The sequence below is a fragment of the Arthrobacter sp. efr-133-TYG-120 genome, from assembly GCF_030209785.1.
GTDB lineage: Bacteria > Actinomycetota > Actinomycetes > Actinomycetales > Micrococcaceae > Arthrobacter.
Genome location: NZ_JARVRI010000017.1, coordinates 14,009 through 35,419 on the forward strand (window position 1 = coordinate 14,009; position 21,411 = coordinate 35,419).

Below are 21,411 nucleotides of genomic sequence, written 5' to 3' on the forward strand. Positions count from 1 at the left end.
TGGCGGAATCGGGGCGCGAAAGCTCAGCCCTTAACGCCGGAACTTGCCACGCTGGCGACGAAGGATCTCTGGAAGATCAGGAAGACAACAAGCACCGGCAACACGAAGAGGACTCCGAACGCTAGCACTGGCCCCCATTCCGGCGGCTGCGCGTTTTGGAAAACGCTCAGCTCAAGCGGAAGGGGCCGGAGTTTGGTGTCGGTAATCATGAGTACTGGCCAAAGATATTGGCCCCACTGGCCCAGGAAGGTCAGAATGGCTACCGTCGCGTAAGCTGGCAGGCTCATGGGTGCCACCACTTGGAAGAGTGTCCGCACCGGTCCGGCCCCATCGATCGTTGCCGCTTCTTCCACTTCCACGGGGATGCTGAGGAAGTACGTGTAGAAGAGGAAAATCGAGAACGCATTGGCCAGGAACGGCAGGGCCTGGACGTATAGTGTGTTCCGTTGACCGGAGAGCATGTAGTAGAGAGGCAGTGCCACCGCCTCGAACGGGATGATTGTCATGATGGTCACCAGGAGGAGCACGATGTTGCGTCCCCGCCACTTCATGCGTGCCAGCGCATAGCCGGCGAGCGAGTTCACCAGGAGGCCTCCGAGTACAACAATGGCGGTCACCGCCAGGGAGACCCCAGCGAATTGCCACACATACCCTGTGGTGTCGTTTGAGAACCGGTTGAACACGCCGGCATAGTTGTCGAGCGACAGGTCCGAGGGAACCAAGGCGCTCAGGCCGCCCAGGACCTTGTCACCAGGCCTGAGGCTTCCAACCAACAAGTAGTAGACCGGAACGAAGAAGATCAGGCCGAAGAAGACCAGCAGGGCATAGCGCCCGGTCGTCGAGAGCAGCCGGGACCGTTTGATGCTTCGGACGCGGGTCATCGGATGCTTCCTTCCTGACGGACAAGCCGGCGTTGGATGACGGCGACGATGGTGACAATGACGAGGAAGACCACGGCCATGGCTGCGCCTTGGCCGATGTTGTTCTGGTCATAGCCAGTAGTGATGACCTGGTACATCATTGTCTGGGTCGATTCGATGTCAACGGATCCGCTTTGGCCGAGAAGGTACACCTGGTCAAAGAGGCGGAAAGAGAAGACCGTGGTCAGCAGGGCCACGAAGATGAGGGTGTTTCGAATTCCGGGCACGGTAACGTGCAGGAATTGACTCCATCGTCCAGCGCGGTCCAGGGACGCAGCCTCATACAAGTCATGAGGAACAGCTTGCAGTCCCCCGAGGAGGATGATCATCTGGAAGCTCACGCTCTGCCAAATCGACATCACGATGATCGCCCCCATGGCAGTTGCGCTGCTTCCAAGCCAATCGTGCGGACCGATGGAACCGCCCGTGAACAGGGAGATTGCGGAATTCAGCAGACCGTGGTCATCCCGTGCGAAAATGAGCCGCCACACGACGGCAACCAGGGCCAGCGGGAAGACGAGCGGCATGAAGAACATTGTGCGGAACACGGCCATGCCACGGAGCTTGCCGTTCACCAGAAGCGCGAGTCCTAGGGCGAGCCCCGTCTGGACGGGCACCACCACGGCCGCGAAGGTGAAGTTGTTGCCCAGCGAATGGAGGAAGGCTGCGCTGATGTCAGGGTCGGCGAAGAGCCTTGAATATTGCTCCAGCCCGATGAATCGTGGGGCCCGGGTGCTATTGAGCTGAAGCCGGTAGAACGACATCGCGATCGCACCAAGGAACGGAATGGCGAGGAAAACAGCGAGAAGGATGAGCGCGGGAGCTGCCATCGCGGGGCCCATGATCGAATGGGACGAGAGCCGCCTTCGCCGCTGGGTGGGCGGCGGCGCCGTCCGCCCGGCCTGGGATCGAATAAGAAGAGTCATAACCTTGCCTTCGACGGTCACCATACGGGGTAGGCAAGCCCACCCCGTACGGTAGCGATCACTTGTAGTTGTTGTTGTCCGCGAAATCGCGGTCGATCGCACGTGCAGCCGCCTGGAGACTTGCAGCCACGTCGGCCCCGCCCCAGATGGCGGTAAGAGCCTTGCCGAACGATGACGTCACCACCGGGTAACCCGCCGTTACGGGCCGCGAAACGGCAACGCACTGCTGGGTCAGCCGATCCTCGGTGGGGCAAGCTGCGTCGAGCTGGTCCCGCAGGAAAGCCAGGGGCTTGCCTGCTCCGTAAAGCGGAGAGGATCCGGCTGTGGTCTTCGTCGCCGGCGGAGCCCCGTTAGCTGCGGTGTACGTGGAAACGACGGGGTCGCTCATGAGGAAGTCAAGCAATTTGCCCGCTGCCGCCCCGTTCTTCGTGTGCCCTCCAAGGCTCCATGCGATCGTTCCGGAACCGGTCTTTGCCCCCTTGCCAAAGTTGGGCAGCGGGCCCACGACGAGGTCGTTCCCGAGTGCCTTGTCATAGGCCGGGTACATCCAGTTGCCCATCCAGTTCAGCGCCACCTGGCCGGACTGAAAGGCCGTGCCGTCGCCGTCGGGGTTGGTGAACTGCTTCCACGAGGCGAACTTCTTCAGGGCATCCACCGCAGTGTCCGAATCAAGCGCACCGGAGGCCTTGCCGTTGGCTATCATCGGCGTGCCGGCAGACCACAGGACCGGAGAGAAGCCGTAAATGCCGTATTCGGAGCTCAGTCCGTTGTTCTCCGCGATGCCGAGCGGCTTTCCGTTCGGCACCACGGCGGAGAGCTTCTTGAGGACCTCGGTGAATTCGTCTGCCGTCCAGGCTTCAGACGCGCTCTTGGGCATCGTCACGCCAGCTTTGTCGAGCAGCTTCTTGTTGCCCCACATGGCCAGACCGGAGTTCATCATGCTCACGGCGTAGAGTTTCCCGTCCACGGTGTTCTGGCCTTTGACGGCGTCGGTCTGGTTCTGCACTGTGGCCGCTGAGACGTAGTCCGATAGTGGAGCGATCTTCTGTCCGTAGGCCAGGTTCGCGATCTGCGGTCCGTCCACTTCAAGGACATCGGGAAGATCAGCAGGACTGGAGGTCTGCAGGGCCTTCGCGAAAGAGTCGGCCGGCAGGAACTGCATCTTGACCTTGATGTCCGGGTGGCTGGATTCGAAGTCGGAGACGATCTTCTGGATCGCGGTGTTCTCTGCGGACTGGCCGTCCAGGGCCCAGACCTTCAGGGTGCCCGTACCCGATCCAGCAGAAATGTTCGATGCTTCCGAGGGCGAATCCGACACCGATGGTCCGCCGCAAGCCGCCAAAGCGACTGAGACGAGCGCAGCAAGCCCGCCTGCTGCGATGCCTCGCAGCCGCGGACGCGGGGTTGAACGGAGGGTACTAACTGTCATAGCGGGTGACTCCTTCGTCGTGTACTCCAGGCCCGAGGTTTGTGCCCGGCGGCACATCCTCTGTCCTGTCCTTGAATAGATGGCTAAATAATTTGCTAAATGGATTTAGCTATGGTGACGAACCTCTCCCAAGTTGTCAAGAGGAGTCCTGTTTTTTGCCTGCCGTTACAACGTGGGCAGGAGGTATGTCAGGTGCGCTCAGTCCCGCCGCACGGCGCGGAGCGCGTCAATAATCTGCGTCGCGCGATCGTCGCCCGCTTCCATCCAGTTGGTGATGAAGGCAAAACCGGTCTTCGAATCGGGGTCCGCGAAGGCTACCTGCCCGCCGGCGCCGTCGTGGCCGAAGCTTCGGGGGCCGCGGTATCTCCGGGCTGCGGAGTCGAGCTGGAAACCGGCGCCCCAGCGCGGCCACGGACCGGGCGCGTGGTAGACCGGTGCGCCTTGGCTCATCGGCACAAGAGCACGATCGAGCGTCGCGTCATCGAGAAGACGGGCGCCCTCTGTGTCGACGATAGTCGCGGACCAGATGGACGCGAGTGCATGTGCTGTCGCCACGCCGCCAGCCCCCGGAATCTGGGCCGCGCGCACTCGGGGGTCGTTGAAACCGGTGCCGTCCCCTACAAGCTCAACGGGCAGCGCACCCCCGAGAGTCATCGCCCGCAGAGTCCACTCGTCCGGCGCGTCCCGGAGCAGGCGCCCGGCTTGCGCCTGGCTCTCACCCACTTGGATATGCGCGACTCGGCCAGCTTCGGAGGCCGGCAGCCCTATCCATGCATCCCGGGTCCACGGGGCGGTCGCACGGCGGAAGTAGTCGCCGACCGACTCGCGTGCCACACGGCGAATGACTTCCCCGACGAGCCACCCGTGCGTGATCGCATGATAGGCGTAACCGGTGCCAGGTTTCCAGAGCGGGTCCTGCTTTGCCAATTGCCCGGTCACGTACTTCCAGTCGAGGATCTCCTCGGTCGTGAATGAAACCCGGGGAGCCGAAAGGCCAGCCCTGTGGGCGAGGAGCTCGCCCACGGTGACTTTCTCCTTGCCCGCTGTGGCGAACTCGGGCCAGTAGCGGTGGACTGGGGCGTCGTAGCAAAGCCGCCCTTCCTGGACCAGCCTGGCGGCAAGGATCGAGACGAGCCCTTTGGTACAGGAAAACACCACTGTAGCGGTGCCTTGCTCCCACAGAGATCCCGTCTTTTCATCCGCGACTCCGCCCCAGAGGTCCACTACGGTTTCTCCGCCGACGAGGATGGCCAGTGCCGCGCCCATGGTTGGACGGCCGTCGAATGCTCGGGTGAAAGCTTCGGCTACGCGCTCGTAGCCAGGGGCGATAGTTCCTTGTGTCTGCATCACCTAGTGGCCGGCCTCTCGTGACGTTCCGTGGCGAGCACGAATGCCTCACCGTCCCATTCCAGATCGCGTGGATCGGAAATTCGGCCGCCGAAGCCACCCTCGGCGGAAAGGTTCTCGAAGGCAAGAAGAACCGGACGCCCTGAACGGTTATGCACGATCCGACCACTGTAGAGGTGCTCGTCTGCCAGAAGTCTGGCTTGGTCGAGGTCGAAGGGACCGAGCGGGGAGGCTGCCGGGGCGAGCCAGATCCCGCCTGGTTGCCCCGCCCGCGGCCCGGCGAGATGATTCCCGTCGCACGAAAAAAGCAGCCAGTGGCTCCCAGACAGCTCGACGATTTGGGGAACTTCGAGGTGAGCGAACCCGGCACTTCCTGTCAGCGCCGGGCCCACACTCCAGTTCTCAAGGTCGTCGGAACGCGCATATCCGATAACACCCCGGTTTCGTTCGTCGGGTCCGCTCCTGCCGCGGGCGGTGATGAGCATATGCCAGGATCCCGGCGGGCTCTGAAATACCCAAGGGTCGCGCCAAGCCTCTTCATGCCAGACGCCGTCGTCCAAGGTTTCATAGCAGCGCGGATCAGCATTCAGGGCGAAGTCGTCGGACTTGTGCCAGGCATGCAAGTCTGGAGAAACCGCTACGCAAATGGTCTCGATGTTAGTGATCGCGTCCGGACGTAGGAATCTCGAACCCGTATAAAACATCCGCCAGAGCCCATCGTCCCCACACACAACACTTCCCGTCCAGGTTGCCGAGGCGTCCGGTTCCGACGGTTCTCCGTGGACGAGGACTGTGCCGTGGTCCCGCCAAGTACGCAGATCCGCGGAGGTGGCATGGCCGATGGATGCGTTGCGGTGCCGAAGGTCAGGGTTGCCGAGCGATTTCGGGGCCTGTAGGTAGTACAGATGGTATGCCTCGCCTTCGTCGGCGAGCCAGAAATCCCAGACCCAGTGGTCGTCTTTTGCGAAAGTCATCCGGCCAGCACCTGCTGGTGCGTCGCATCGGAATCATGTCGCCGGATGGCGGTCGAAGGCATAAAGGTCTCCCTTGTCTTTGGGCTCTGAAGAGATTTGTCAGAAGGCGTGCTCTCCAAGGCTAAATCCATTTAGCGTCATGTTCAAGACCTAGATACGAGTGTCAAACGGCATGTCGGAAGTGTCTTCTTGGATGGGTTCGCGCATGGCAATGACGCCAACAAGTGCGGGCACGACCCTGTGCACGGCTCGCGGTTCACGGCCGCGGGGAGGTTGTCAGAAGGACCGGTGTCAACAGCTTGATGAAGATGCAGCGGGGCCTGAGATGTTGAACGCCGGTCCGCTGCAAGCGGACAGAGAGATCCTCGGGGTCCGAGAGCGAGTCGCTCCGCCGCTCAGCTTGGGTTGAGGCTTAAGCGTGCCGCCACGGTCGCCCGGGCGGTGGAAGCGGTAGAAGAACGGGCCCAGTTCTCCCCGGTCGAGGGTTGAGGTCAGGGCGATGAGGCTTTCCAGTAGCGGAGCCCTCGCCAGGTCACCAAGATGGATCGGTTCGAATCCTGCGTCCGGGATGAGTTGCTCGGTCGCCTCGAGAGCGTCGGGGTCGGAGGCGAAGAGGGTTCCGGGCGGCAGTGGTTCGGCGTCGACGGCGTCATAGATCGAAGCGAAATTGGTGTTGAACGCCTTGCGGTGGGGCCGCCGACAATCGCTTTGACCTGTTGGGCGATCGAGTCTCCCGGGATGGCGACCACCACGACGTCGGCGCCGGTGGCATCACCGCCGTTCTGGCCGAGCGTAGTCACGTCATGGCCCGCAGCTGTCCAGCGCCGCGCGAGGGCGCCGCCGTCGTGACCCGCGCAATCACGGTAATCCGCATGGATTCCATCTATTCATTTGGAGCGAGTACCGACGAAGAACACCTCTCGGTGGCTCCACGCCGACTAATCGCTGGGGCCGGCTGGCTCATGGCCGCCGGATTCACTACTCGAATTTCGTTCGGCGTCGCGGCAATCATCGCAGCGACCAACGAATTGATGTGGGCAATCGGGGCCGCCATCGCCCTCCCCGCGGAGCAAGGTAACTTTCATTCCGGCATCCTAGTCCCCCGCGCGGGTTGCCGGAAGGCTTCGCAGCCCGTGTCCCGCCGGGGAACGGCGAGTGACTATCGAGGCGTAGATCGAGAAATCTAACCACAGCCGACTCGCTAATCCTCCTTTTGAAATGCAAATTTAAGAACTCACGTAAGACGAGTTTTGCTCGAAATTCCCTTCCAACAAAGGCAAAAAGACCGTATGATTTCTTGCAAGCTGCGGGTCTCAGGGGGCACCTATATGAATAGGAGCCTCAATTGCGACGTCTACATATTTTTGGCTCAGCTACCGCATGTCTTTCTTTGATTGCGACCATCCTTACGCCAAGAAGTACGACGGCGTGGATGTGATGGACGGGAACGCCCCCGGAACCGCGGCAGTCCAAACGCAACCCCCCCCTGGGGTGCGGTACGGATTACCGTTCCCGGCAAAAGGTCAGAGACGAGACCTGCCCAGCTTAAGGGCGTCCCGATCGGGCACTTTATTGGCGAAGGCGCACCACTTCTAACAACCGCCCTGTCCGGCGCGACAACGACCACCTACAGCACCCCACACGGCTCGCAAACGCTGATCACGGTCGAATCGGACAAAGCACTGCGCGATTACCGATTCCCATTAGCTCTCGCGGCCGGATCCACCGCAAAGGTGGAAGCTGACGGTTCGGTCCCGTGGCCAGTCCTCGCTCTCACCGGCGCCGAGTTGCAGGTGCTAGCGGGACTCTCGGCCGCGGTGTTCGTCGGTGGAACGTGGGTAGGCTGCACATTCAGCAAGCTCACCGGATGGATCGCAACGGTCGTGAATCTGATTTGTAGGGTGAGCGGTGCTAGCGGAGCCATATCGGCCATCGGTATCATCAGTGGCGCGTTCAGGGGCGCCAGTCTGGTTGCCACAAAGTGCTATGGAATCAACCTTTCTAAACCGTCCGCTCCGCTCCGGGATATGCCTGGTCGAGACTGCGGCTTCTGAGAGAAGGCAATCGTGAAATGGTACTCGTGCGCGCATGCGCCGATGTTTGGAGCATCCTTGGCGCCCCTTTTTATGACCAATTGGGACCTGTGGCTTCAAATCCTCTTGCCATCTCTGGTCCTGGTTTCTTACGTGATCAATGAAGTAGTACTTCACCGGAGGAAGAAGGCCGTGCGTGCGCGCGCAGCCGAGCTGGATCACGCCGACCCCATGGTGCACGCCTACCGCGAGCCGGATTCGTGAACTCTGATGAGATCTACTAGGACAAGGGTTTCAAATTGACCGCGAACGTAAATGGTACCGAAAGCGGCATCCGGTTTTCCCGACTGTGCGTAATTGTCGGGGTCATTGGGGGCGTCCTGACAGTCCTTCACCCGCTTCTGGGGGCTGCGCTGTCCGTGCTTGAGTTGGTGTGGGCTATTGCCGGTAAGCGCAGCACCGGTCAGCACGCGTACCGCATAGCACTCTTAGTCAGTCTGGCCGCTCTGGTGATGAACATTGTAATTCTGCTCTCGTCACTGTCTGTCGGAACGTCCGTTCCTGATCCCCTCCCGGCCGTGAAAATTAGCTAAGGGGCAAATGGAGGAGACCGTTTAGAAGGGTGAGCGGCTCGGATTGAGCCGCCCACCCTTCGTCGTTTTGGCAATTAATACTTCCACTTGCGGTCTAGAACCCGCGGAATGGAATCCTGCGCTATGAATAGGACCTTCAATTTCAAACACCACATATTTTTGCGCACGTAAGAAACCGGCTACTCATTATTGGCGTGATAGTTTGCGCGGGCGGGGTTCTGGGTGGATGGACTATGGGACACAGTAACCGGTAGTCCATCCTGTCGAATGGTGTGGCCGGCCAGTCGGTTTGGCCGGCCACAGACTTGGCTGCTCCGAAAGCAAAGTCTCACGCCCGGTATCTCAGGGGGCTGACGTATCGGGCGCACCATCCGGGGGCGGCTACCCCACTCCGGGGGCGGCTAACCCACAACGAACGCTATCGTCGAAAAGGACCGATAGGTGGCCGTTTGCTCGAATTTGAGTGGTAATCCCTGCGAATTTGAGTGGTGATCGCTGCGAAATTGAGTGGTCAGCCGCGCTACCCCGGAGTAGGCGGGCAGCCAAACCGGTCGCAATAACCGAACCCCTGGAGGCGAGCGCAAATTCACCGGGGCTATCCTCGCGGCATGGGGAACTACAGCACGGGATATCTGGCCAGGGATGAACGGCGCGAGCGTCGGAGAAGGTTTCAGCGGAAGCTGTCCTACGTTGGATTGGCTATTTTGGGCGCCGCCACAATCTTCGTCGTCACGATCGCCCTCCGCCACTGAGGCCGAAGCCTCAGGCAAGCACTACGGCAGCCGGCGTCGCGAAACGCAACGAAAGCGCCGCCGTCGTGATCTGTCCTGAGCCGTAACAACTGGCTGCTGCCGGTGAATCACTGGGTGTGCTCGGATACCCTTCAACCATGGGGGCTATGGGGTGGGTTCGGCGGGTACTGGTTGTCGAAGATCAACCGTTCATGCGCGGGCTTGTCGCCGAGGCTTTGAGGGGCGCGGAATTCGACGTGCATGACTGCGCCTCCGCGTCCGAGGCCATATCGATGTTCGCCGCCGTCGATCCCGATGTTCTTGTGACTGACATCGACCTGGGATCCCGGCCCAACGGCGTCGAGCTGGCGCACGTGGTGAAGTCGCTCTCCCCGGGGTGCGCCATCGTTTTCCTGACGAACTATCCGTCGGAAGCTCCCTTTTCCGAGTTGCCGGCGGGATCAACGTTCGTCAACAAGTCGTCCCTTGACTCCGTGGACGGCCTCATCAGTGCAGTGAACTCGACCCTCGTGGAGCTTCCCGTCACGGTGACTCCCCCGGTGGAGTCTGGCGCAGCGAAGCTCGGCGCGCTGACCCGCGTGCAGTTGGATATCCTGCGCTTGATCGCGGAGGGATGGTCGAACGCTGAAATCGCCAAACAACGGGGAAGCAGCATGCGCTCCGTGGAGAAGGCCGTCTCGCGCACGTTCGAGGCCCTCGGCCTGAACCGGAATCCGGACGTCAATCCGCGGGTTGCCGCGGCCACGCTGTACTCGCGCACGTTTGGGTTGCCGGCCCCTGCCGATAGCGATCAATGAGCGGCCGCTCCCCCGCATTCTGGGCCCGGGGTATCGGCAGTATGAATGCCTTGAGCTTCTGGTCGTGGCTTCTGACCTTGCCCTTGGCGCTGACGGTCATGAATATGTTTGCCGGGTCGGTCACGCTCGCTGGGACGGGATCGGTCCCGCTGGCTGAGGAAAGTTCCGGTACGGCGGTCGTGTTTCTTGTGCACGTGGTGCTTGGCCTTGTGGGGATGCTTCTTCGCCCTTTGATCACGGCTCGCCCGAGCCTCAAAGGCAGAATTACGACGGCGTTCGGCACCTTCGCGTTCCTGGGCGCCTGCCGCCCGCTCCTGGTGGCTTGGTCCGCGGGGACCCTGAATATCGCGGACCTGAGTGAAGATCTCTGGGCCCGCGTCCTCATCAATATCGGCGCAGCCCTGGTTTTCCTCTCGGCGATCGCGATGCTGACGGACTCCATCCGCGGGCACGCCGTGCTTGAACGCCGGCTCCGCGCTGCCCAGGCTGCGATCGAGGCTCAGCTCGGATTCGATGAGCACCGCTTGCGCTCGATCCGTTCCGACTATGTCGCCGAACTCTCCAAGCGCCTTGACACGGTCCTCGCTGCCCGGATGAGCGCAACCCTCGACCGGTCCGAGGCCTCACGCCTGCTGCGGACCATCTCCGATGAAGTCGTCCGCCCGATGAGCCACCAACTCTTCCACGACCACACCCCTTTGCCCCCTGAGACACCCCCTCCGCGGCCGCCTTCCCGCGCAGAACGCACCGAGGGACTCACGCACTTGATCAGAGCTGCACCGCTCGCATTGCCTGTGCTGCTCTTCGAATCACTCATCGCAGTGCGACTGCTGACGGAATACGGCCTCCTCTTCCTACTGGTTCAGTGGGTTGTGGGCGGGGCCATCCTGCTCGTCGGGAACGCGGCGACCGCCCGGACGGTACGGAGGATCGCCACTCCCCTGCGGCGAATTTCCGCCATGCCCCTCTGCTACGCGGGCACGGCCGCACTTGGCGCGTCGGTGACCTGCATGCTGCAGGAGGCGTTCGGCTATGCCCCGTTCTTCTACTGGGCCGCCCTCTGGGCTTATCCGCTGACTGCGCTCACCGTGGCGGTTCTTCGAGCTGCCGAACGCCGACGACGGCGGCACGAAGTCAGGCTGGCACGCTCGCTCAACGAGCTACTCAAGCTTGCAGACCGCGCGCACCAAAAGCTGCTCCACACCCGCCGGAGGGTCGCCAGGATCCTGCACACAAAGCTGCAAGGAAACCTGGTTTCGAGCGCCCTCGCCCTGGCCGGCTCCAGAGGGAACGACGCGGACGAGGATCTGGCCCCGCAGGACGTTAGGGACATCCTGGCCAGCGCCGTGGCTGCTGCGCAGAGTGAGATCTTGGAAGAGCCACACGGGCAGTCGGTGCGCGGAGCGTCCAGCATCCGGGATCTGGTGGGTACCTGGGGGCGTGTGCTGAAGCTCGCGTGCGACATTGATCCCGGCGTGTGGGCGCTATGCGACGAGGACCCGGCCAGGGCTGAGGCAGTCATCGAGGTGCTCTCCGAGGGATTCACCAACGCCATCCGCCATGGCGAACGAAACAATGTCTGGGTCACAATATCGGTTCCTGAACCGCGCCCGACACGATCGGCGGCCGACACCGGCGCCATTCACATAAGCATCAGTTCCCCTGGCCGGCTCCGAGGCCCGGTCCGCCCCAGCCTCGGGATGACGACGCTTCAGGCCCTGTCCAAGGAAGTGACACTCAGTGCGGATGGCGAAAACGTCGTCCTTCGGGTGGTCCTTCAATGAGTCAGCCGATGGGTCTTGGGGTTAGCAGATAGTAGTCTTAGATCCAGTGCAGCGCTGCCGCCCACATCCCCGCATTGGTCAGAGGACGGTATGACTCTTCTCCGCGATCACGAAATACAGGCAAAACCGCCTACCCGAAAGAAGCGTCTGTTCTTTCGCTCGTTTGCAGTCATTGCAGCCTTGGCGATCTTCTGGGCCGTTGCCGGCATCTTTCTGTATGTAGCCCCGCCAGCTGACGAACCGAAGCACGCGGATGTGCTGTTCGTGCTCGGGCCCCCGGACCAACGCATGGTCTATGCCGAACAGCTGATGCAGCAGGGGTACGCACCAACCATTGCTGTCTCGAGCCCGGTGGGGAAGGACGGCAGATTCGAAGCGGCAATATGTGGCGATCACCGGTCGTACCGGATTATCTGCTTCAACCCCGATCCGTTCACTACCCAAGGCGAAGCGCGGGCACTAAAAGACCTCTCGGATCAGTATGGCTGGAAGAGCGCTGACGTCCTGACCGCCCAGTTCCACGTGACAAGGGCCCGAGTGATCGTAAGCCGCTGCTATTCAGGAAACCTGCATATGGTCGCTGACAGGATGGATGTGCCGGTGGTTTCCTTGACTGACCCAACGTATTCCTGGGCATACCAGTACCTCTACCAGACGGCGGCCTTCGTCAAGGTTGCGATCCACCCGGACTGCTGAGTCAAAAAGTAATTCCTCCAGAATATTTATAAAAGAACTCGAATAATCGCGACATGGTCCCGCCCGCAGCGGATTCCACAATTGCCCAGCTTGCCCGGACGGTTGCCGGATTCCGCCATAAGATTCGCTAAATTTTAGTAAGCCACCTTAGTAACTAAAACCCTGAACGTGCAGTACTTGATTCTTAAGGAAATTCAAACCTTACAAGCCCAACCCCTGCAGTGAGCATCTCCACAGACAGGGCTCTTTCGACGTACTCCCACGTCAGACCCTATTTTCAATTTCGCCGACCAGCCATGAAGCTGTGCTATCGCACGCCAAGTTTCGGCAAATAGTGTGTGGCTCCGCCGCCTCTGCCGCGAGTGTTCAGGCTAAATCTCATCGAATGAAATACGTAGCTCAGCCGGCAGAAGCGAGTATGGACGGCTAAAAAGGCGTAATAGCTACTGTGGTTAGGGGAATCCCGCGCACTTAGCGTTTGGACATGTCGATCTACCAGTAGGAATGCGTACTACCTCGGGGCTTCTTCAAGCTCCCGACCACCTGCGCAGCTCTTCCTGGTCGATCAACGGTCTCCTATCAACACCATCTGGGATTGTGGTCGGTCATGTACAACGAATCTGAGGAACGAGGTGCGCCGCTGGGGGGTGCCGCCAGTATCAAACGCCGTGGCGTATTCAAGCTTGGAGCTCTCGCGACAGCGGTGACAGGTGTCTTCGCAGCTTCAAGCTTCGAGGCCGAGCGGGCCCAAGCAGCCGAGTTGTCCGGGCTGGCACAGACAGGAATCGGCACCAGTGATCTCGCCGCCAATTACGTCCTGAAATGGCAACCAAACACCGCCTACATTGTTGGTTCCCCTGTCCTCAACCCGTCCGGTGACATGGTCACGGCGAAGAGGAGTTTTACTTCAGGGGCAAGCTATAGCGCGGCCGATTGGAACCTCAGCCCAACGTACGTTCCGGTGGTTGCCACGGGGACAGGCCTTTATCGGGTTGCAGACGCTTCCGGAACTTACCCCACAACCCCTATTTTTGGGGATGCCGGAAGCATGGGATTCGCTGGTTCAGGTTCGCCGTCTGGGATTGCTGGCGGACTGGGATGGTACAAGCGGTTCGGCTTTGCCTCGCCCGGCAGTCCAGTGCTCAAGACAACGCAGGGCCTCTTCGGGAACACGCTCTACTACGGCCCAACCACCGATGACAGCGCAGAAGGCGGTTCGTCTACGACATATCTCAAAGACGACGGCAACATTGGCTGGGCGCAGGCGAAGCCGGTAATTGGCTGGGAAGCCAATGTTCGCGTCGAGGGCGCGGTCCAGGCCGTAGCCGGGGACACCGCCCCTGTCGGCGGTATGGGGACCCGTCTCAACGTCCTCGGCACAGCGCACGTCGCCTCCGGGTATGGCTTCAAGACCTCCACCCAAACCGACCCCGGCGCAACAGGCAGTATTGACAAATACGTAGCCTATTGGCAGCAAGTAGCGTCCGGTGCCGCAACCGCTTTCGGTGTGTATGTCATTGATCCAGCAAATTCCGAAACCCAACTCAGTGTAGGTCGCTCCGCTGGCACTGCATTCAAGGCCAAATATGGAGGCGACAAGGACGGATCGACGTCGCTAGTTCAAGTTGGGCAGCCCACCGCGAGCTATGGCACACTTTCCGGCGCATATACCCTGACAACCACGCCGCAGACACTTACCACTAATCATGGTGCGACCCTTCCAGCTGGCGGCGGCACGTTCATGTTGGACTCATCTAGTCGGACCATCGTCGCCTACACTGCCTTCTCAGGAGCGACCATAAGTGGCGCTGTCATTGCCTCAGGATCATTCGCAACCACTAATGGTCAGCTCATGCTCGACCCAACAACACCGAACACGACGGCGTTGCGCATCAATGCTCAGAAAGGGCAGGCGAAAAACCTTACGGAATGGTTTGACAGCGGGTCAAACCTCCGCGTCCGCGTCAACGCCCAAGGCAACTTGGTCACCCAAGGAACTAGTTTCTTCGCCGCCAACGGATCCGCAGCCACTCTCGCATCAATGAACGGTGCTACCGGAGCTATTACCCCCGGAACAACGGCTGGCCTGGGTTCAGGGATGTACTCGGGAAACGGCGCGCCCAACGTGGTCGGGTCAGTCGCCGGGGACTATTACTTCCGAAAAGACACTCCTAGCACCGCAAACCAACGCATTTATGTTGCGACTGCGGCTAACACGTGGATAGGAATAGCGTGAGGCAAGCGGAAATGTTCGGACCATCGACGTCCTAAACATCCGGATACCTTCGCTGACCCTACAAATCCGCCAGCACCGTCCCAGGGTTCTCGATCGCGTCCGCAACATACCGCAGGAAACCCGCAGCCGTCTCGCCATCACAAACGCGGTGGTCAAATGCCAGCGTCAACTCGGTGACCTTGCGGACTGCAAGCTGGCCGTCCACCACCCAGGGCTTGTCGATAATGCGGCCCACACCGAGCATGGCAACCTCGGGGTAGTTGATGATCGCAGCGGATCCGTCCACTCCGAACACTCCGTAGTTGTTCAGGGTGAAGGTGCCGCTGGCCAACTCCGTCGGAGTTGCCTTGCCGTCGCGTGCGACGGCAGTGAGCCGACGGATTTCGGTATCGAGTTCGCGGGCGTTCAACAGATGGGCGTTACGGACTGAGGGAACCACGAGTCCGCGGTCCGTCTGTGCGGCGAAGCCAAGGTTGATGCCGTCGAATGCGATGATCTCCTGCATCACACCGCCGGCCGTATCCTCGGCCGTGACAAACCGGGTGTTCAGCTCGGGGAATTTTTTTAGTCCGGCTGTGACAAAACGAGCGATGAACGCGAGCAGGCCGGGAGCGCCGTGCGGATCGCGCTTCTTGAGTTCTGCACGCATCTCAAGGAGCGCGGTAGCGTCAACGTCCACCCAGACAGTTGCCTCTGGGATCTCGGAACGGCTGCGGGTCATGTTGGCCGCAACAGCTTTACGTATCCCACGGACCGGAGTGCGCGATGCCACGGTCAAGCCGGTACGGGCGTCCTGGACTCCGGTGGAAGGCTGGACTCCGCTGGAAGACTGCGTAACGGCGGGCACCTCAACGGGAGCGGTCTCGCGCGTGGCCCCTCCGATGGCGGCCTCAATATCGCGGCGCAGGATGAGCCCGCTCTCCCCCGAGCCAGGCACGGCGTCCAACGAGACTCCATGGTCCCGGGCCATCTTGCGCACCAATGGGGAAATCACGGCGGAGAGCTTCCCTGGGATCCGCGTACGGGACAACGAGAGTTCGGCAAAGTCGGGCTCCGAGGTCACAGCAACGGCAGACCCACCAGACATCTTCCGCGGCCGGGTACGGCGGGCTTCGCCGCCTCCGGATGTGCCGTAGCCAATGAGGACGTTCCCGGATCCGGCTTTCTCTTCGGTCCGGTAGGTCTCGGCAGCGACGGCCACCGCGGGCGCCGCAGGGACCTTTTCTTCCGCAGGCTCAGGCTCAGGCTTAACAGCAACCGAAGCACCGACAGGAGCCACCGAGATCAGCGGCTTCCCAACGTCCAGCGTCTGGCCGGCTTCACCGTGCAGCACGGCGACTATGCCTGCGTACGGCGAAGGCACCTCCACCATGGATTTGGCGGTTTCAACCTCAGCGATCGGCTGATCCACGCGGATCTCGTCGCCCACGGCCACAAGCCAGTTGACGAGTTCAGCCTCGGTGAGGCCCTCGCCCAGGTCCGGCAGCAGGAACACCTGCATTTCTGTGCTCATGGTCAGTTCTCCCATTGAAGGTCGTCAACGGCGTCGAGGATGCGGTCGACGCTCGGCAAGTAGTAGTGCTCCAGCTTCGGAGCCGGGTACGGGACATCGAAGCCGGTCACGCGGCGGATGGGCGCGGCCAGATAATGGAAGCAGCGCTCCTGCACCCGGGCCACGATTTCGGAGGATACGGAAGCGAATCCGTGAGCCTCGGCGATGACAACAGCTCGGCCGGTCTTGCGCACCGATGCGCAGACTGTTTCGTCGTCGAAGGGCACGATGGAGCGGACATCAATCACTTCAAGGCTGCGGCCCTCTTCAGCCGCCGCAGCCGCGGCGGCAAGTGCGGTCGGGACCGAGGGGCCGTAGGCAATGAGCGTTGCATCAGTGCCGGGGCGCGCGACGGCGGCGCGGCCCTCGCTGCTGGATCCTGTCGCAGCATTCGCGGCGTGTTCGGCGCGCAGGGCGCCCAAATCTACCTGGTCTTTGGACCAGTAGAGCTTCTTGGGTTCCATGAACATGACGGGATCGTCGGAATCGATGGCTTCGCGAAGCATGCGGTAGCCGTCCGCTACCGTCGCCGGCGTGTAGACCTTTAGGCCGGCGGTGTGGGCGTAGTAGGACTCGGACGAGTCGCAGTGGTGCTCTACGCCGCCGATCCCGCCGGCATACGGGACGCGGATGACCATGGGCAGCGTGACGGCGCCCTTGGTTCGGTTGTGCATCTTGGCGACGTGGCTGACTATCTGTTCGAAGGCCGGGTATGCGAAGGCGTCGAACTGCATCTCAATTACGGGCCGCATTCCGTTCATGGCCATACCTACTGCCATGCCCACGATGCCGGACTCGGCCAACGGGGTATCGAAGCACCGCTGCTCTCCGAATTTGGCCATGAGGCCATCGGTGATCCGGAAGACGCCACCGAGGCGACCAACGTCTTCACCGAATACCAGGACGGACGAGTCGGCCTCCATGGCGTCCGCCATCGCGGTGTTGAGGGCCTTGGCCATGGTGATGGTCTGCGGGCCGGAGGCTTCGGCGACTGCGGCTGCGCTGGCTGCCGCACTGGCGGTGGCAGAGCTGACATCACCGATTGCGGCGTGCTCGGTGGCCTCAGAGGATGTGGTGACGGCGGGGCTCATTTGCCTGCCTCCTTCTGGCTGGATGCCTCACGGGCGAGTTCGTCGGCGAGCAAGGCGGACTGCTCCTTCAGTTGCGGAGTGGGTGTGGAGAAGACGTAGCGGAAGAGGTTCTGCGGGTCGACCGGGACGTCCTCCCCCAAGCCTTCGCGAAGCTGCGACGCAACGGCTTCAGCCTTTGCCGCGATTCGTGTCGAGCCGTCGTCGTCGAGGAGTCCTCGGCCGGTGAGATAAGACGTCATGCGGCTGATGGGGTCCTTGGCAGTCCACTCGGCCACTTCGCTGTCCTGCCGGTAGCGGGTGGCGTCGTCGGCGTTGGTGTGGGCCTGCATGCGGTAGGTGTGGGCCTCGATCAGGAGCGGGCCGGAGCCTTCACGGGCCAGTTTCACCGCCCGGTCCAGAACGGCAAGTAGCGCGACCAGATCATTGCCGTCAACGCGCTCACCGGCCATGCCGTAACCGACGGCCTTGTGCGCCAGCGACGGTGCCACGGACTGTTGGCTCAGAGGCACAGAGATCGCGTACTTGTTGTTCTGTACGAAGAAGATGACAGGCAGGTGGAAGACCGCGGCGAAGTTGAGAGCTTCATGGAAGTCCCCTTCGCTCGTGGCACCGTCGCCGCACATTGCCAACACCACGGTGTCTTCGCCGCGAAGTTTGGCGGCATGGGCAACTCCGACGGCGTGGAGCAGCTGGGTGGTCAGCGGCGTGCACTGAATGCCGACCTTGTGCTTGGTGGGGTCGTAGCCGCCGTGCCAGTCGCCTCGGAAGATCGTCATGGTCTCCACCGGGTCCACTCCGCGGGACATGACCGCCACAGCGTCGCGGTAGGTGGGGAACAGCCAGTCGCCTTCGCGGAGGCACAGAGCAGCCGCTACCTGGCAAGCCTCCTGGCCGTGGCTGGACGGGTAAACGGCCATGCGGCCCTGACGGACGAGGGCGGAGTTCTGATCATTGACCCGTCGCCCGACAACCAGTTGCTCGTAAGCCGCCATGAGTTCGGCATCGCCGGGGATGGGATATTCGTGACCGGGTTCGGTACCCTGTTCAGCTTCAGGCTTGAGCACGCCAGAAGGATCGACCATCTGGATCTGATGGCGGGCAGGCAGCATATAGTCTTCCACGCTGATTCCGAACTTGCGCCGCACTTCAGAAGCTTGATCGTTTGCTTCGGTTTCGTCCGGCCGAGCGTCAGCAAGACCCTGGGGCTCATGGTCCGCGGAGATCGTCATTGGTCCGTCCTTCTGTATCCACTATTTGTCACCAGTATGTTCCCTAGCGAAGTTTCGTATCCAGCTCTGGCCAGAATCGTGGAAAAGCTTGCCAGAAACCTATAGTCTGGAAGACAAATCGCAAATGTGAGCTGGCTAACGGGCCCACACTGTGGACGAATTGGAGATGCGATGGCCGAGGTCGAAACCGACCAAGCAGAAGTTCCTCTTGACCAAGTGGATAGGGACATCATTGCCGAGCTGACACGGGACGGCCGGATGTCCGTGACCCAGGTAGCTGAAAACGTCCACATCAGTCGAGCGCATGCATACTCGAGAATTTCCCGGCTGACGGGCGAAGGCGTGCTCACTAAGTTCACCGCACTTGTGGACCCCATCAAGGCCGGCTTGAAGTCATCGGCCTACGTCACGCTCAAGGTGCAGCAGCACTCGTGGCGCGAGCTCCGTGAAGAGCTTCGGCTCATTCCGGAGGTGCAGCACATCGCGCTTGTCGGCGGCGATTTCGACGTCATCCTGCTGGTCCGCGCCACTGACAACATTCACCTTCGCAGGGTCATTTTCGACCAGTTGCAGTCGATGCCGGGCGTGCAGGATACGCAGACGTTCCTGGTGTTCGAGGATCTGGATACGCGGTAGGACCACGGCTTGAGGCATATTCAGGGAACGCTACGTGCGAACTCCAAGGCCGTTCAACCTACGTCGTTGGACAGACACACGTTGTCGCGGGAGCGCAACAAGCAGGACGAGTCAGCTTAGTCTTTCCCCGCATACGAAGGGCGATGATCAACATGCCAGCTCCTCCGACAATTCCAAGAGCACCAAGCATCGTTGACAGGCCTTCGACGTAGTCTTCAATGGACATCGAGCGCTACCGAGACAGCGCCAGGTAGACCACTCCGGCCGTTACCAGCAACAAGACAATCAAACCGCCGAACTTGAACCGTTTCCGGGTGGCCTTTCGATATGGATTGATGTCCACGTACGGCAAAGCATCCTCCACTTTTGATGTTCCTGAATGTCCCGTGAATAAGTATCGGCGATGAACCGCTCGACGTAAGGGATTCGGAACATGTTGTCCCTAAGAAGGACTCGCCGAACCCATCAGGAGCTGGGCTGAACAGAGGATTTCTCCCCTTGGGCTCTTCGACTCCGATAGCAGGCTCATGAATCACCACGGTGAACGGTCAAATGAAACTTGCCGAAAACTCAAGCGCCCCCGAAGTCTTTGCCACCTTCTGGTGCGAAGATCTCTCCTTAGAACAAATAGACCGATCGTGCCAGCGACTGGAGTCGTGCCCAGTCTGCTCGTCTCCTACTTGTCCAGCCGGGCGCGCGGGAACGAACGGGCCTGCCTAATGTCATCTGGTTTCATGACATAGTCAAGAGCATCCAAGGCCCCAACATCGTTTGAACCCTGTATCCCGGAGCTGGTCGACGGACCGGCTTTCGAGTCACTTGAAGCGCTTGCGTACTCCCCGCCGTAATAGCTGTATGCGTAGGAATCTGGGCCCTTAATAGGAACCCGATTAAGGACCACACCGAGAAGCTTCGCGTCAACCATCTTGAGCGCGTCCAGGGACTTCCGCAAATCGTGATGCTTGATCTTCTGAGAACCGATTACGATCACAACACCTCCAACGTGCTGGGACAATACGGCTGCGTCTGTGACCGGAAGGAGCGGAGGAGCGTCAACGATCACTGTGTCGAATGCATGTTCCAATCTCGTAATGAGATGTTTCATCTCTTCGGAGCCCAAGAGTTCACTCGGATTCGGCGGAATCTGGCCCGAAGTAAGCACAAATAGATCATCTTCACCCCAAGGTTGGATTAGATCATTTACGTCGGCAGCTCCCACCAGAGCAGTTGTTAGACCTGCATTTCTATCTAGGCCCAAATAATCATGAACCATGGGGCGCCGAAGATCTGCATCTATGAGACACACCGTTTGCCCCGCCTGGGACAGAGCAATTGCCAGGTTAGTCGCCGTCGTACTCTTTCCTTCTCCCGGAAGGGACGACGTGATCAACACGGTCTTCGCTTGCCCGGCTACATTGGCAAACTGAAGGTTTGTACGCAGCTGACGGTATGACTCGGCCCTTGGGCTCTGCGGGCCAGATTGAGTCAGGAGCGGCTTTCGAACTGCGTCAGCATGGAACGCGATCCCGCCGAGAACTGGAGCGTCAGTAATTTTGCGAAGGTCGGCTTCTCCTCGAATTCGAAAATCCAGGTTCGTCCTGAGAACCGCAGCGCCGATACCCAGAACTAGTCCCAGAGCAAGGCCTAGCAAGAGATTCAACTTCGTATTGGGCGCTGAGGGTTCCGAAGGGGCTTCGGCGGGCGTGATGATTGAAAGGCTGACTGGCGATGTACCGCCAGTTTTCGGTTTCTCAAGCAGGTCGATCGCCTTGATGAGACTGTTGGCGACAGATTGCGCGGTTGCGGCCGCCTGCACCGGCGATGTGTCCGAAACCGAAATGTTGATGAGGACTGTGTTGACATCCGTACTCGCTTTTACGTGTTTAGCGAGTTGATCAGCGGTGACCTTCAAACCCAACGCGTCGATCGCGGGCTGCAGCACTACCGGAGTGGTCACTGTCTTGACGTATGACTGCACCCGAGCCTGAGTGAAGGTGTTCCCCTGCTGCAGTTCTTGCACCGTACCGGAACTCTGAATGGCCACAAAAAGTTGAGTCTCTGCGGTGTAGGTGGGCTGAATTAATACGGATGTAACGCCTCCCCCTAAGAGGCCTGCGAGCGTGAAGGCTACAAGCAATATCCAGTTTCGACGCCCAATGCGCAGATAGTCTCTTAGGTCCAAACCAGATCCCCCTGTATCGATGAATGGAGCCCTGCCGGATGGCATGCCACCATAACTGCTCAATTCTTGCGGTTACGGCAATTGTAGCTGTTTCGAAGTGTTGCGGATTACGGTCCAAGCTCGCCAGAAGACCTTCACGAGCTCGTCGCCGACCATGAAGAGGAGCCCTAAACACTGTCGACGACCAGAACTCGCCAACGACGACAGATGGAAGGCGACGGTTGGAGATGAGAC

17 protein-coding genes are annotated in these 21,411 nt (G+C 60.5%); 8 read left to right on the forward strand and 9 right to left on the reverse strand.

From position 1 onward, the window contains the following. Positions 1–23 precede the first annotated feature (23 nt). From QRN51_RS11510 to QRN51_RS11530, 5 genes are all read right to left on the reverse strand, one after another. Positions 24–881, reverse strand: a complete 858-nt coding sequence (locus QRN51_RS11510; protein ID WP_284989981.1) for a carbohydrate ABC transporter permease — start codon at positions 879–881, stop codon at positions 24–26. After that, a complete protein-coding gene (locus QRN51_RS11515; RefSeq protein WP_284989982.1) occupies positions 878–1,846 on the reverse strand; it encodes a carbohydrate ABC transporter permease in 969 nt (322 codons plus the stop codon). Before QRN51_RS11515 ends, QRN51_RS11510 begins: the two co-directional genes overlap by 4 nt. Before the next feature lie 58 nt (positions 1,847–1,904). Next, positions 1,905–3,275: an ABC transporter substrate-binding protein gene (locus QRN51_RS11520; RefSeq protein WP_284989983.1), complete on the reverse strand. Its 1,371-nt coding sequence runs from the start codon at positions 3,273–3,275 to the stop codon at positions 1,905–1,907. Between the two features lie 198 nt (positions 3,276–3,473). Next, positions 3,474–4,622, reverse strand: a complete 1,149-nt coding sequence (locus QRN51_RS11525; RefSeq protein ID WP_284990094.1) for a serine hydrolase domain-containing protein — start codon at positions 4,620–4,622, stop codon at positions 3,474–3,476. Continuing rightward, on the reverse strand, positions 4,622–5,596 hold the full coding sequence (locus QRN51_RS11530) for a glycoside hydrolase family protein (RefSeq protein ID WP_284989984.1): 975 nt from the start codon (positions 5,594–5,596) through the stop codon (positions 4,622–4,624). Before QRN51_RS11530 ends, QRN51_RS11525 begins: the two co-directional genes overlap by 1 nt. Before the next feature lie 716 nt (positions 5,597–6,312). Here QRN51_RS11530 and QRN51_RS11535 point away from each other — a divergent pair. From QRN51_RS11535 to QRN51_RS11565, 7 genes are all read left to right on the forward strand, one after another. Continuing rightward, positions 6,313–6,783 carry a hypothetical protein gene (locus QRN51_RS11535; protein WP_284989985.1) on the forward strand — a complete coding sequence of 157 codons (471 nt, stop codon included), beginning with the start codon at positions 6,313–6,315 and terminating at the stop codon, positions 6,781–6,783. A gap of 939 nt (positions 6,784–7,722) precedes the next feature. Then, complete coding sequence (locus QRN51_RS11540) at positions 7,723–7,893, forward strand: hypothetical protein (protein WP_284989986.1); 171 nt, start codon at positions 7,723–7,725, stop codon at positions 7,891–7,893. Positions 7,894–8,830: 937 nt separating this feature from the next. Beyond that, positions 8,831–8,974, forward strand: a complete 144-nt coding sequence (locus QRN51_RS11545; protein ID WP_284989987.1) for a hypothetical protein — start codon at positions 8,831–8,833, stop codon at positions 8,972–8,974. A gap of 137 nt (positions 8,975–9,111) precedes the next feature. Continuing rightward, entirely contained in the window at positions 9,112–9,771 is a 660-nt protein-coding gene (locus QRN51_RS11550; RefSeq protein WP_284989988.1) for a response regulator transcription factor, read from the forward strand. Then, complete coding sequence (locus QRN51_RS11555; RefSeq protein WP_284989989.1) at positions 9,768–11,555, forward strand: sensor histidine kinase; 1,788 nt, start codon at positions 9,768–9,770, stop codon at positions 11,553–11,555. The genes QRN51_RS11550 and QRN51_RS11555 overlap by 4 nt, the downstream gene beginning before the upstream one ends. A gap of 90 nt (positions 11,556–11,645) precedes the next feature. Next, on the forward strand, positions 11,646–12,251 hold the full coding sequence (locus QRN51_RS11560) for a YdcF family protein (RefSeq protein WP_284989990.1): 606 nt from the start codon (positions 11,646–11,648) through the stop codon (positions 12,249–12,251). Positions 12,252–13,011: 760 nt separating this feature from the next. Next, complete coding sequence (locus QRN51_RS11565; RefSeq protein ID WP_284989991.1) at positions 13,012–14,487, forward strand: hypothetical protein; 1,476 nt, start codon at positions 13,012–13,014, stop codon at positions 14,485–14,487. A 58-nt stretch (positions 14,488–14,545) separates the two neighbouring features. Here the strand turns inward: QRN51_RS11565 and QRN51_RS11570 are convergent, their stop codons facing one another. Genes QRN51_RS11570 through pdhA form a run of 3 tightly spaced genes read right to left on the reverse strand, consistent with a single transcriptional unit; the run spans position 14,546 to position 18,359 of the window. Next, positions 14,546–16,000, reverse strand: coding sequence for a dihydrolipoamide acetyltransferase family protein (locus tag QRN51_RS11570; RefSeq protein ID WP_284989992.1), 1,455 nt, complete (start codon positions 15,998–16,000; stop codon positions 14,546–14,548). Positions 16,001–16,002: 2 nt separating this feature from the next. Beyond that, the gene (locus tag QRN51_RS11575) at positions 16,003–17,130 is read right to left on the reverse strand and encodes an alpha-ketoacid dehydrogenase subunit beta (RefSeq protein ID WP_284989993.1); all 1,128 of its coding nucleotides are present in this window, start codon (positions 17,128–17,130) and stop codon (positions 16,003–16,005) included. After that, positions 17,127–18,359: a pyruvate dehydrogenase (acetyl-transferring) E1 component subunit alpha gene (gene pdhA / locus QRN51_RS11580; RefSeq protein ID WP_284989994.1), complete on the reverse strand. Its 1,233-nt coding sequence runs from the start codon at positions 18,357–18,359 to the stop codon at positions 17,127–17,129. The genes QRN51_RS11575 and pdhA overlap by 4 nt, the downstream gene beginning before the upstream one ends. Before the next feature lie 171 nt (positions 18,360–18,530). Between pdhA and QRN51_RS11585 the strand changes: the two genes are divergently transcribed. Further along, positions 18,531–18,995, forward strand: coding sequence for an Lrp/AsnC family transcriptional regulator (locus QRN51_RS11585; RefSeq protein ID WP_284989995.1), 465 nt, complete (start codon positions 18,531–18,533; stop codon positions 18,993–18,995). Positions 18,996–19,671: 676 nt separating this feature from the next. Here QRN51_RS11585 and QRN51_RS11590 read toward each other — a convergent pair. Then, complete coding sequence (locus QRN51_RS11590; protein ID WP_502870859.1) at positions 19,672–21,222, reverse strand: tyrosine-protein kinase domain-containing protein; 1,551 nt, start codon at positions 21,220–21,222, stop codon at positions 19,672–19,674. Between the last annotated feature and the right edge of the window lie 189 nt (positions 21,223–21,411).